The following is a 12,300-nucleotide window of genomic DNA, read 5'->3' on the forward strand; positions in this document are numbered from 1 at the left end:
GGCACCCGTAGCCGGTTGCGTCCGGCTCTGGGCCGCCAGGTCACCGCGGGGTCGAGACGGGTCGGATCGCCGACGCCGAGCAGATCGGTCGCGGGATCTCGTCGTTTCCGAGGTCCTGTGGCCGCCGGGCGGGCTGGTTTCGGCTCGTGCGAGTTGTGCGGGCGCAGCGGGTTAGAGGTTGCTCGTCGCGTGGCACAGCCGGGCGAAGGCGTGCTCTGCGTCGGCGATCGCCTCGGGGCGCACATCGCGTGCGGTCCGCCCGTCGGCGATCTTCTGCCAGTTGGTCCTGGCCAGTACGCGTTGAACCGCGATCACCTGGGCGGCCTGCAGCCGGCCCCGGACACCCGGGTCGAGGGCGGCGGCCAACGCGTCCTCGTCGTCGAGCATGTACTGCAGGAGCCGTCCCGCCAGGGTTGGGGTGGTGAAGACCAGCCGATGGAACGCCACCACCTCGGGGTGGTCGTTGAGGCCGGTGACCGGCTCGAAGCGATCGAGGCCGGCCAGGAAATGCCGGTGCAGCGCCGCTGTCGGCGCGATACCGGGGGGCCGGTCGCGGACCACGCGTGCGGCCTCACCGTTGTGGTCGGCGAAGCGGTGCAGGATCAGGTCTTCCTTGGTGGCGAAGTAGCGGAACAGCGTCGGTTTCGACACCTCGGCCGTCGCGGCGATGTCGGACACCGATACCTGGTCGAATCCGTGCGCGAGGAACAGCGAGATCGCCGCCTCGGCGATCGCGTCCCGGGTTCGTACCTTCTTGCGGGCCCTCAGCCCGACCGGCTCGCTCACCCCGTCAGGGTAACATTTATTACTGGGTTGTGTTTTTAACTCGGTAACGAAAAGATGGCGCCCATGGAACAGACAGACACCCCGCCGCACCCCGTCGACGACGGCGAGGTTGCCATGACATCCGCGGGAAGGCCTCGGGTGCTCGTCACCGGGGCGACCGGCCGCATCGGCCGTGCCGTGGTCGACCTGCTGGCCGACGCGGACGTGCCGGTCCGTGCCCTCGTGCGCCGCTCCGAGTCGGCGGCGACGCTGCCCGCCGGCGTCGAGATCGTCACCGGCGATCTCACGGTGCCCGAATCGCTCGACGCCGCGCTGCACGCCGTCGGCACGGTCTTCCTGGTCTGGACCGCCCCGCCGCGGACCGCGGCGGCCGTCGTCGACCGGCTGGCCGCCCACGCACAGCGGGTCGTCTACCTGTCCGCACCGCACCGGACCCCGCACCCGTTCTTCCGGCAACCGAACCCGATGGCGGCGCTGCACGCCGAGATCGAGCGGCTCATCGCGGCCGCCGGACTCGACTCGACGATCGTCCGGCCGGGGATGTTCGCGTCGAACGCCCTGTTCTGGTGGTCCGCCGCGATCCGTGGCGACGGCGTGGTCCGCTGGCCGTACGGCGCGGCCGAGACGGCTCCGGTCGACGATCGGGACGTGGCCGCGGTCGTCGCGCGTATCCTGCGCGAGGGCGGACACGCCAACGGCGACTACGTCCTGACCGGCCCCGAGTCGCTCACCCAGGCCGAACAGGTACGCGTCATCGGAGATGTGCTGGGCCGCCGGCTGACGTTCGAGGAACGGTCGCCCGACGACTTCCGGCGCGAGACCCCGGAAGCCTCGCGCCCGGCCGTGGACATGCTCCTGGCGGCGTGGAACGCCACGATGGGACGCCCGGCATACGTCACCTCGACGGTGTCCGACCTCCTCGGAAGGCCGGCGCGAACCTTCCGCCAGTGGGTCACCGACCACGCCACGTCGTTCACCGGGAACCCCACCCGATGAATCGATATCCCACCGAGGGTGTTCCTGGAGCGGCCGGACCGAAGTCGACGGGATCCCGTCTGATCATCGCGATCAGGCAGAATCAGGTTCGCCCTGGTTCGGGAGTCGCGGACGAGACGGCCGTTCAGCCCTTCCGTCATCGCCCTGACAGCGGAGTACGTCCCCCGCCACGAAGGGTGAGGGCTCGCGCCGAAGTGTTCGGACACCTCACCAAGCTAAGGCCGCTTCCGAGAGATCGGGGGGCGCCTTTCGCGGTGCCGGTGTCACCTCGGCTGGCCGCGGGTGGCCAGGCCGGGGTGCTCGACGTACCGGTGGGTCATCGACGCCCGTAGGTGAGACGCCGCAGCGCGGTCTCAGCCGGACCCCTTCGCCCGCCGGGCGCGAGCAGCGCGGCGAGTACCACGGTGGTCAGCCAGGTCACCACGGCTATGCCGGACGCCGCGGCGTCACCGACATGCGCGCCGAGCCCTCCGGCGTACGGTGCGAACACCGCCACGAAGATCACCGACTGGAGGAGATAGCAGGTCAGCGACCACTGACCGCACGCGGCGAGGGCTCTGACGACCGGACCGGGACGGCCAGGCCCCATCCGGTCGGCGGCGAGCCCGACGATCGCCGCGTACGCGAGCCCGCCGGCGATGCCCGTCACGCTGTGCAGCGCGTACATCGATACGGCGACCATGTCCGACGGCGCCCAGATCCGGATGTCGATCAGCATCAACGGCGCTCCGCCGACGACGGCCAGTCCGAGACCCGTGGCGGCGACCCGGGAGAGCAGGTCCCGGTGCGTGGCGGGGTCCTCCAGCACGTGGCGCCGGGCCGCCCAGATCCCGAACAGGAAGGCCGGCGCCACGCTGGCGGCGAAGAATGTGGGCGTCATTCCGGACCATCCGATGAGCCGCATCACGGTCGCTTCGATCGGGTCCGCCAGGGCGGCGGGTGTGTCGCCCTTCGGCGCGGAGACGGTGAGCAGTCCGAAGCCGACCACCACCACGACATGCAGCATCAGTCCGACGGCGGCGGCCCGCAGCACGGCCCTGTCCTCGCGCCGGATGAAACCGACGAGCACGAGCCCCACCAGCCCGTACGCCCCGAGGATGTCACCGAAGAACAGCAGCAGCGCGTGGCAGAACCCGAACGCCAGCAGCCACAGGCTCCGGCGGCGCAGCACTTTGCGCACCTGTGGCCAGCTCCCGCCCGTGGCGAGCCGCCGGTTGGCGAGTTGCACCAGGCCGTAACCGAACAGGGCGGCGAACATGGGCAGCGCCCGTCCGTCCACCAGCAGGATCTGCACCCCGGCGACCAGCCGGTCTGGGACGTCGCCGTCGAGTGTGTAGCCGCGGAAGCCCGTCTCGTGGCCTGACAGGTACATGTGCGCGTGGGCCAAGGCGATGAGGAGCAGCATCAGCCCGCGCGCGAGATCGGGCGCGAGCGCGCGCTGGACGATGGGAGTGGCCCCTTGAACGGGAGCCGGTGGGGCGACGGACATGGTTGTCCCCTCGGAATTAGATACATAGTTGTAGCTAATCCTCAAGATAAGCTACATGGTTGTAGCTAATCAAGGGGAACGGTGATGAGTGACTACAACGCCCGTACGCGTCGGCGCGGCAAAGAGCTGATCAGGGCCATCCACGACGCCGTACTGGAAGAGGTGCTGGAGGTCGGTGCGGGGCGACTGACCATGGACGGCATCGCCCGGCGCGCGGCCACGCCCCGCACCACCCTCTACCGTCGCTGGTCGGATCCGATCGAGGTGCTCCTCGACGCGCTCTACCACCAGCACCCGGTCGAGAAGTCGACCCCGGGGGCCGACGACCTGCGCGGCGACCTGATCCGCGCCCTGCGTCTCATGGTCGAGTGGGCCCTCAGCCCGGCGGGTCGCGCCGTCGCGGCCATCCTCACCGACCCGAGGAGTGCCGCGCTGATGTCCGAGGCCCTGTTCGAACGGGTCTTCGCCGGCCGGGGCGGCACGTTCACCCGCACCGTGCTGCAGCACTACGCCGACCGGGGCCGTTTCCCTGCCGAACTGCTCACTCCGGTCGTGGCCGGCATCGGCGAGGCCCTCGTCACCAAGCACCTGATCGATGCCGGAGCACCGCCCACCGACGAGGACCTCGCGGCGATCGTCGACCAGGCGATCCTGCCCGCGATCGGGCTCGGCCCGCGAGCACCGCGAGCGTGAACTCGGAGAACGGCGCTCTCCCGCGGTCGAACCGATGCCAGGCCCCGGTGCGCGTGGCGTGACCGCCGCCGTCTCCCTGGCTGCGAACCGGTCGCGAACGAGATGGCGAACGCCGGTGTGTTGTCCGAGTCGATGTGTGGTCGAGGTTTCTCGCTGCGGGCCGGGCAGAGGAGCGATTCACGACCTCGGGCGTGGCGACGGTGCGCAGGTGTGGGGCAGGTCGTGTGCGAACCCTCGCATGGGTGAGGCGTCGCCCCTACCGCGGCGACGGCCGATTCGCGCCGCGCGACCTAGGGCCGGGCCATGCCCTTGACCGCGAACGATGTCGGCCGGTCGGTCGCCGTTCGCCTCAGGCCCGGAGGAACTCGGCGATCGGCTCGGCCTGGCCGAAGATGGCGTGACCGGCCTCGGGGAGCAGGTTCACGGTCGAGTGCGGGATGCACTCACGGACACGCCGGGCGGTCTGGTGGGAGTCGAGCATGGCGTCGTGGCCACCAACGATGACGAGTACGGGCATGGTGAGACCGCGCAACGCCTCATCGGGGAATACCGGGAGTTTTTCCCGGCGCGGGTTGAAGTGCGTGAACGTCAGGACGACGGCGTCGAGCGCCTGCCGGTCCCTCTCTCCGTCCAGTCCCGCGACGGCCATCGCCGACTCGCGTAGTCCATCGCGTCGGAACGGGCGGGTGAGCAGGGACTTGAAGATCCAGCCGACCTTCTGCCGTCCCACGCCGCCGGGGCACATCAGCACCAGGCGGGTCACTCGCTCTGGACGGCGGATGGCGTAGTCCAGGGCCGTCCAGCCGCCCAGAGACGTGCCGACGAACGCGGCGTCGGTGATCTGGAGTCCTTCCCGTACGTCGTCCAGCCAGAGTGATACCGCATCAGAGTCCAGGGCAGGGCGCGAGGGCGCGCTCAGGCCCGGCTCGCCGACGAGGTCGACGGCGTAGGTGCGGAAGTACTGAGACCAGGTGGCGATATCTCCTCGCCACATCGACGTGTTCGCGCCCGAGCCGTGCAGCAGCACCAGGGGCGGCGCGTCCTTCGGGCCGCAGGCCAGGACGAAGGTCTCGCCCTCGCGCGTCGGCACCCGTAGGTGCTCGGCGGGAACCGGCCAGGCCTCCAGCACCTGCCGGTAGTGGTCGCGGAGCTCGCGTTCACCGGCCTCGGACTTGTAGATCATGGTCATGACGGATTGCACCCCTCCTCGCGCGTCGAGCGCGTTGAAATGTGGAACGAGCCGCACGTGGCCGGACCTGTTCGACGCGCCGACGAGCGCGCAGGGCGGAACCGTCCGCCGGATGTCCAGCTATGAGGAGAGGTCGCCGACGATCACGGGCTCCAGTCGGTAGGTGACGACCTTCCGCGTGAGCTCGCCCGCGAAACTGAAGCCCTGCGAGAAGAAACGTTCTCGCAGGCGTGCCGCGGGCGCCGCCATCACGTCCCGTTCGAGCATGGGAGACCACCTCCTCGGCAGCAGTGAAAGCCTTCTCACTGTGTCAAGGTCAAGCAGGGTCACCTCGCGATCCGATCCTCCAGCCAGGTTTTGCCGGTAGAGGTCCGGTCGGGCACGCTCACATCCGGTCCCGGTCGTCCTCAACGTCGGCCCCGTCATGCAGGGCTTTGGAGGTCGTTTCCCGGGAGGCCCATCGGGAATGTCCGCCGCCCCCCGAGACCCGGTAGCGTCAAGCCATGCCTGCCTTTGCGATCACAGGCCTGATCCTGCTCGCCGTACTCGCCGCCCTCCAGATCGCCCTTGCCGCCGGAGCGCCCTTGGGCCGCTTCGTCTGGGGCGGCCAGCACGACGTGCTGCCTCGAAACCTGCGGATCGGGAGCGTGGTCGCGGTCTTGATCTACGCTGTGTTCGCGCTGTTCCTGCTGAGTAAGGCCGGCCTGGTGTCGATCATCGGCGAGCCGCTGTTGACGATCGGGATGTGGGTGATCGTGGTTTACCTGGCGCTGGGTTCGGTGCTGAACCTGTTGTCGCGCAGTAAGTTCGAGCGCTTGGTGATGACGCCGACCGCGCTGCTGCTGGGAGTGGTGTTCCTGGTGGTGACGCTGACCGCGTAGCAGCGGGCACGTCGGCGCGGTGTCGACGTTCGAGTGACTCCGCGACTTGCGACATCGCTCGGGCGGCTCCGACCGCCTTCGCCGAGTCGATAGACGATCCCTATCGTCCCGCGTCCGTACATGTCTTGGACACCCCTCGAATGGCCGTAGTGTCGTTCACGTCGCGGGAGACGTCCTAACCGGCTACGCAGGGCTTTGCCGCGAATGGCGGGGTGTTCCGCGACCGGCACCTGCCGACATCGCACCGGTCACGTGCGCCGCACGGAGCGGGTCATGAGAGCCGATCGATCACCCGTCGACGTTGTGATCCGGTGAGGCGTCTACGGATGCCGGAAGGTACCCGCAGGATGATGGCCGCGGCGCTGATGTCACGGCGCGGAGGTCGCACATCCGTATGGAGGAGGAAGAATGCGGTCAGTCATTCCCGACTATCTGGCCGAGGTACTCGGAGCCGTGAAGTCGGACACCTCCGGAGAGCCAGCAGGGTACATTCCCGAGCTCGCGGCAGCGGATCCCGAGCGCCTCGGCGCGGTCTTCGCCATGGTCGACGGCGCGGTCTACGGTGCCGGTGACATCGATGTCGAGTTCACGATCCAATCGATCTCCAAGCCGTTCACGTATGCGCTGGCCCTGTCCGATCGCGGATTCGATCCCGTGCTCGCCAAAGTCGGTGTCGAGCCATCGGGAGAGGCATTCAACGAGATCTCCCTCGAGAGTGATACCGGGCGCCCGCTCAATCCCATGATCAACGCTGGCGCGATCACCGCCCACTCGCTGGCCGGCTCGGAGGACCTGAATCCGACAGAGCGCGTGGAGCGCGTGGTCCACGGCCTTTCGGCCTTCGCCGGTCGTCGGCTGAAGATGGATGAGGCGGTGTGCGCCTCAGAGATGGAGCACGCGCACCGCAGCCTCGCCATCGCATACATGCTCCGCAGCCACGACATCCTCACCGAAGACCCGAGAGCCGTCGTCGACGGCTACATCCGCCAATGCTCCGTGCTCGTCACCGCGCGAGATCTGGCCATGATGGCCGCGACGCTGGCCAACCGAGGGGTGAACCCTCTCACGGGTGAGCAGGTGATACGCGAACCGGTGGTGCGCCAGGTGCTGAGCGTCATGGCCACCTGCGGAATGTATGACGCGGCCGGCGACTGGGCGACCCAGGTCGGCATTCCGGCGAAGAGCGGCGTGGCCGGGGGCCTGATCGGCGCGCTCCCCGGCCAGATCGGCATCGCCACGTTCTCACCACGACTGGATCCCCACGGGAACAGCGTTCGGGGAGTATCGCTGTTCGAACGATTCTCCTCCGATATGGGGCTGCACGTGATGGAGGTTCCGGCCGCCGCGCGTGCGGTCGTGCGATCCAATCACGTCGTCGGCAGCGGACCGAACGCGATCCGGGTCTTCCAACTGCAAGGTGGGATCCGTTTCGCCGGAGCCGAGAGAGTGGTTCGAGAGACCGTGGACACCGCGCCCGCAGAAGCCAGGGTGGCTTTGGACCTCACGATGGTCTATTCGATCGACGACGTGTCACGGCGCATGCTGCTGGAAGTCGCGCGTCGGCTCACGCTGGACGGACACGAGGTCTATCTCGTCGACCCGGAATCGATCATCCCCGACCCCGATCCCGGTGACGGTGGCCGAGTCACGGTGATAGGCGATGTCGAAGAAGCCGTGAGCCCACCGCGCACGGTGGTCCAGGGCAGCAGTCGTTCAAGGGAGGCATGACATAAGCGGTGAGCCGGTCGCACGTGTCCGTGCGTCGGAGAACGTCGCCGCGGACGCCCGAGATGGTCGCCGTGCGCGTAAGCGGGCGCCGCGGCCCTCGCCGGATCGGCCGGCGAATCGGTCACCCGGCTACGGGCAGAACGTGTTATAGCCTCGAAACGGCCGTACCACCGCGGTCTGGCGCGAGATTCTGGGGTGGACATGGAGCTGTTCGGGCGGCGCGCCGAGACCACGGTTCTCGAGGCGCTGCTGGCTCGGATGGCGGATGGCGCGGGCTCAGGGCTCGTGCTGTGGGGTGAGCCGGGCATCGGCAAGACCGCCCTGATCGAGCACGCCGTCGAGGCGGCGTCCGACGCGACGGTGCTGCGGTGCCGGGGCACTCGGATGGAGGCGGGGCTCGCGTTCGCGGCGCTGCACGAGCTGCTGTGGCCCGTCATGGATCGGCTGGAGACGCTCGCCGCTCCGCAGGCCGCGGCGTTGCGCGGGGCGCTGGGACTGAGCCGGGACACGACCAACCGGTTCCTCATCGGCGCGGCCGTGCTCTCGCTGGTCAGCGATCTCGCTCGGGAGCGACCGGTGCTCGTTGTGGTGGACGACGCCCAATGGGTCGACGAGGCGACCGCGCACTGCCTGGGCTTCCTCGCGCGCCGAGTGGCGACGGAGCCGGTCGCGGTCCTGCTCACCGGACACGAGGATCCCGCCTCGGGGCCGTGGGAGGGGTTGCCGGCGCTGGAGGTGGTGGGCCTGGCCGACGACGACGCGCGCCGGTTGGTCAACGCCGTCGTGCCGGACGCCGACGAGGCGCTTGTCGACCGCACGGTCCGGGCGGCGGGGGGCAACCCGTTGGCGCTGCACGAGCTGCCCACCCTCGATCGCGAGACCGGTGGCGAGGCGCCCCTCCTGCTGTCCGGGGAACCGATGCCGGTCGGGCCACGGTTGCGGCAGGCGTTCCGCACGCGGGCCGAGGCACTGAAACCGTCGACCCGGGCGCTCCTGCTGCTGGCCGCCGCCGAGGACCGGGGCGACCGGCACGTCATGCACCGTGCCGGGTCCGGATGGGGTGTCGACACGTCCACCTGGGACGAGGCTCTGCGCTCCGGTCTGATCCGCGCCTCGGGGGCCCGGCTGGAGTTCCGGCACCCGCTGATCCGGGCGGCGATCTACGACGGCGCCCCCTTCCTGGACCGGCAGGCCGTGCACCGGGCGCTGGCCGCCGCCCTGCCGACGGATGCCACCGGGGAACGGGCCTGGCACCTGGCCGCCGCCGCCGACGGGCCGGATGAGGACATCGCCACACTGCTGGAGCAGGCCGCCGAGCAGTGCCTGCGACGCGGCGCGGGTCCGATGGCGGCTCGCACGCTGCGTCGGGCAGCGGAGCTGTCGCCGACGTCGGCTGCGGCTGCGCGCCGGCTGGCCGCTGCCGCCCGCGCCGCGTGGGACGTCGGCCACGCCGAGGCGGCGCGGCAGTTGCTCGGGGACGCGGAGCACCTGGGCGGTGTGGTTCCCGTCGCCCGGCTGAGCGGCGGGCTGCGCGGGATCCTCGAGTTCTCCCACGGCATGCCCGAGCGTGCCCACCGCTACCTGGTCTGCGACATGGCCGTGGTCCCCGAGACCCGCCGCGCGGTGGAGCTGGGCACGGTGGCGGTCCGCGCCGCGTGGTCGGCCGGTCGGCCCGACCTCCAGCAGGAGGCACTACAGCAGGTGCGGGCCGTGAACACCGACGATGATCCCGCCTTGTCGGAGCTGCTGCCCGTGCTGCGGAACTGGTGGTCCTGCTACGACCAGACCGGTGAGGTCACCCCGACCACCCCGGACATGGCCGGCGACACGGTCGGTCGGCTCGGCACAGCCGCATGGGAGCTGCTCCCGCCCGTGCCGTTGGTCCAGGCCTGGGGGATCGAGGGCAGGCTGCTCGACGTACTGCGCGTACAGGCCGTACAGCTGCGGCGCCGGCACGAGCTCACCGCGCTGGCGATCGTGCTTTCCCAGACCGCGGTCCTCGACATCGCCGCAGGCCGGTGGCATGCTGCCGAGACCGCGTTGGCCGAGGGGCTGCGGCTGGCAGAGGAGGTCGGGGCGGATCACCTGGCCACGCAGTGCCACGCGTCCCTGGGGTCGTTGGCCGCTGCCCGTGGTGACGGCCGCGCCGTCGACGAGCACACCACACGGGTCCTGCAGGTCTCGGTTCCGCGTGGGGTGCGAGTGCTCAGCGCGGCGGCCTACTGGCACCGCGGCCGGGCGGCGCTGTTCGACGGTCGTCCACAGGAGGCGCTGAGCCACCTGGTGGCTCTCGCCGAGCCCGGCCACGAGGCCGCTCACCCCACCTGCGCGCTGCTCGCCGCCGCGGACACCGTCGAGGCGGCGGTGCAGGTCGGCCGCACCGACATCGTCGAGCCCAAGGTCGCCCTGGTCGAGGCGTGGGGGCAGCGTACGGGCGCGACCTGGGCCCGTGCGGCCGGCCACCGTCTCCGGGCCCTCGTCCAGGGTGGATCGGCGGCCGAGGCCTCGTACCGGGCGGCCCTTGAGGTGGAGGGTGCGGGGGACCATCCGTTCGAGTACGCCCGCACCCGGCTGCTGTACGGGGAATGGTTGCGGCGGGCACGCCGCCGGGCCGACGCCCGGCTCCAGCTCGCCGGGGCCGCCGAGGTCTTCGACCGCCTGGGCGCGGAACCACTGCGGGCGCGGGCCTTGCGCGAGCAGGCTCTGGCCGAATGGCCGGCCGCGCGTCGTGTGCCCGGTCCTCCGGCCGCGGCCGGGCTGACCGCGCAGGAACTGCGGGTCGCGCGGCTGGCCGCGGAGCGTCTGACCAACCGGGAGATCGCGGCACAGCTGCTGATCAGCCCACGCACGGTCGGCCACCACCTGGCCAACGTCTACCCCAAGCTCGGCATCGCCTCCCGCGCCGACCTGGCCCGGATCGACTTCGCGGGCGACCTGCGGCTCAGCTCTGCCGACCTCGACCGGTGAGATCTTCGGAGGCGAGGCCACCTCCCGTGCCCCGATCTGCCGGTTCGCGATCGGGATCCGGCCGTCGCCGGCCGACTTCGTAGTCGTTCTCGGGGCGGTTCCCACGGACCGCAGCCGCCATCCGGCTCACGGCCGCGTGGTCGCAGAGGTTCCGTGCCACCGGGAGGGGTTGTCTTCCAGCGCGGAGCGGTCCCAGTGTCCGCGGTTCGCGGCGGCTTCGTAGGTGGTGCGAAGGAACTCTGCGACCGCGCGGTCCGGGTCGGGTGCGGCGCGGGCGGCCTCGTAGGGCAGCAGGAACTACTGGAACTCGGTGCTGAAGTACGCGCCGTCGGGGCCGATCGGCTGATCGGCGAACCCTTCGGGTGCGGGGTAGGCGTAGGAGTAGAAGGCGCCTTCCTCACCACCGCCGGGCCAGAATCCGCAGCTGGACAGTTCCCGGGAGTAGCCCTCGACCATGACCCAGTCCCCGCAGTTGGGCGCTCCGCCGGGGTGCGGCGGAGCTGTCCGCCCGGAGAATCGGGTGCAGGCGAGATCCATCGCGCCCCAGAAGAAGTGCACCGGACTGACCTTGCCGACGAAATGCGCCCGGAACTCGCCGATCACTCGGTTCGCCTGCAGCAGCTGTCGCCAGAACAGGGCGGCCGCCTCGCCGTCGTAGGAGGCGTGGACGTAGTCCTCGGCGAAGGGGATCGCCGGCTCGACCTCGTTGGGGTGCGGCCGGATCGATGCCTCGATCCCGAGCTGGTCGAGCATGTCCAGGATCCGGGTGTAGAACTCGGCGACCGGCATCGGCCGGAGCGGGAGGCTCCGCACGCCGCCGTCGCTGCGGACCTCTAGCCGGTGACCGACGAAGTCGAACTCGATCTCGAAGGCCCCCGTGCGGTGCGGGATCGCCGACGTCGTCAACCCGCGCGGGCTGACGTACAAGGTCACCTGCCACCAGTGGTTGACCAGCGGAGTGTGGGCCATGCGGACCTTGCCCACGATCTGGGTCCACATGTGCAGGGTCTCGCGGGTGGCGGTCCAGTCCGAGACCCGCAGGCTCGGCCAACTCATCGTCGCCGGTCTGATCATCGGTCCTCACATTCTTGTGCGCTGTTACCAGGGGGTGGCGAAGGAACCGTCTTCTCCTTGAGCACAGCGGCGCGTGCGGGGTGGCTCACGCGCCTAGTATCGGGCGCCGTGGCCCCCGCCGGATCGGTCGGTCAATCGGTCGGTCGTCGTGATCGATGAGGGGCGGTCGATTGCCATCACCTATCGGTCGCACCACCGTGGCCCGGCGCAGGAGGCCGAGGTGGAGGATGGTGCTGTTCGGGGTGGCGCTGTTGGCCGGTCGCCCGCACGAGGCACTGGACCACCTGGTGCTCTCGCCGAGCGCGGCCACGAGGCCGCCCACCCCACCTCCGCGCTGCTCGCCGCCATGGACACCGCCGAAGCGGCGGTGCGGGTCGAGCACGCCGATTTCTCTGGAACGGCCACATGCGGCGTCTTGGTCGGTGTAGGCGCGGTCGACGACGGCGAAGGTGGTGGGGAAGCTGAGCGCGGCCAGGGGTTTCAAGGTGGTGATGGCG

10 protein-coding genes and 1 pseudogene are annotated in these 12,300 nt (G+C 70.2%); 5 read left to right on the forward strand and 6 right to left on the reverse strand.

Annotation, left to right across the window (positions count from 1 at the left end):
• Nucleotides 1-171: 171 nt before the first annotated feature.
• Nucleotides 172-786, reverse strand: coding sequence for a TetR family transcriptional regulator (locus ABZ260_RS08240; RefSeq protein WP_355614280.1), 615 nt, complete (start codon nt 784-786; stop codon nt 172-174).
• 63 nt (nt 787-849) lie between these two features.
• On the opposite strand from ABZ260_RS08240, the gene ABZ260_RS08245 reads away from it, so the two are divergent.
• Entirely contained in the window at nt 850-1,782 is a 933-nt protein-coding gene (locus ABZ260_RS08245) for an NmrA family NAD(P)-binding protein (RefSeq protein WP_355614283.1), read from the forward strand.
• Nucleotides 1,783-2,098: 316 nt separating this feature from the next.
• Here the strand turns inward: ABZ260_RS08245 and ABZ260_RS08250 are convergent, their stop codons facing one another.
• The gene (locus ABZ260_RS08250; RefSeq protein WP_355614286.1) at nt 2,099-3,271 is read right to left on the reverse strand and encodes a DUF418 domain-containing protein; all 1,173 of its coding nucleotides are present in this window, start codon (nt 3,269-3,271) and stop codon (nt 2,099-2,101) included.
• An 84-nt stretch (nt 3,272-3,355) separates the two neighbouring features.
• On the opposite strand from ABZ260_RS08250, the gene ABZ260_RS08255 reads away from it, so the two are divergent.
• Nucleotides 3,356-3,964 (forward strand): TetR-like C-terminal domain-containing protein, encoded by a 609-nt coding sequence (locus ABZ260_RS08255; protein WP_355614289.1) that lies wholly within the window; start codon nt 3,356-3,358, stop codon nt 3,962-3,964.
• Between the two features lie 349 nt (nt 3,965-4,313).
• Here ABZ260_RS08255 and ABZ260_RS08260 read toward each other — a convergent pair whose 3' ends face one another.
• A complete protein-coding gene (locus ABZ260_RS08260) occupies nt 4,314-5,153 on the reverse strand; it encodes an alpha/beta hydrolase (RefSeq protein WP_355614293.1) in 840 nt (279 codons plus the stop codon).
• A gap of 120 nt (nt 5,154-5,273) precedes the next feature.
• A complete protein-coding gene (locus tag ABZ260_RS08265) occupies nt 5,274-5,420 on the reverse strand; it encodes a DUF4180 domain-containing protein (RefSeq protein WP_355614296.1) in 147 nt (48 codons plus the stop codon).
• 236 nt (nt 5,421-5,656) lie between these two features.
• Between ABZ260_RS08265 and ABZ260_RS08270 the strand changes: the two genes are divergently transcribed.
• From ABZ260_RS08270 to ABZ260_RS08280, 3 genes are all read left to right on the forward strand, one after another.
• Nucleotides 5,657-6,034 carry a hypothetical protein gene (locus ABZ260_RS08270; RefSeq protein ID WP_355614299.1) on the forward strand — a complete coding sequence of 126 codons (378 nt, stop codon included), beginning with the start codon at nt 5,657-5,659 and terminating at the stop codon, nt 6,032-6,034.
• Between the two features lie 408 nt (nt 6,035-6,442).
• Nucleotides 6,443-7,762: a glutaminase gene (locus ABZ260_RS08275; RefSeq protein ID WP_355614302.1), complete on the forward strand. Its 1,320-nt coding sequence runs from the start codon at nt 6,443-6,445 to the stop codon at nt 7,760-7,762.
• A gap of 201 nt (nt 7,763-7,963) precedes the next feature.
• Nucleotides 7,964-10,729, forward strand: coding sequence for an AAA family ATPase (locus ABZ260_RS08280; protein ID WP_355614381.1), 2,766 nt, complete (start codon nt 7,964-7,966; stop codon nt 10,727-10,729).
• A 126-nt stretch (nt 10,730-10,855) separates the two neighbouring features.
• Here the strand turns inward: ABZ260_RS08280 and ABZ260_RS08285 are convergent.
• A pseudogene (locus ABZ260_RS08285) lies at nt 10,856-11,803 on the reverse strand (DUF5996 family protein).
• Nucleotides 11,804-11,888: 85 nt separating this feature from the next.
• Nucleotides 11,889-12,287 carry a hypothetical protein gene (locus tag ABZ260_RS08290; protein ID WP_355614305.1) on the reverse strand — a complete coding sequence of 133 codons (399 nt, stop codon included), beginning with the start codon at nt 12,285-12,287 and terminating at the stop codon, nt 11,889-11,891.
• Nucleotides 12,288-12,300 lie beyond the last annotated feature (13 nt).

The sequence above is a fragment of the Streptosporangium sp. NPDC006013 genome, assembly GCF_040614275.1.
GTDB lineage: Bacteria > Actinomycetota > Actinomycetes > Streptosporangiales > Streptosporangiaceae > Streptosporangium.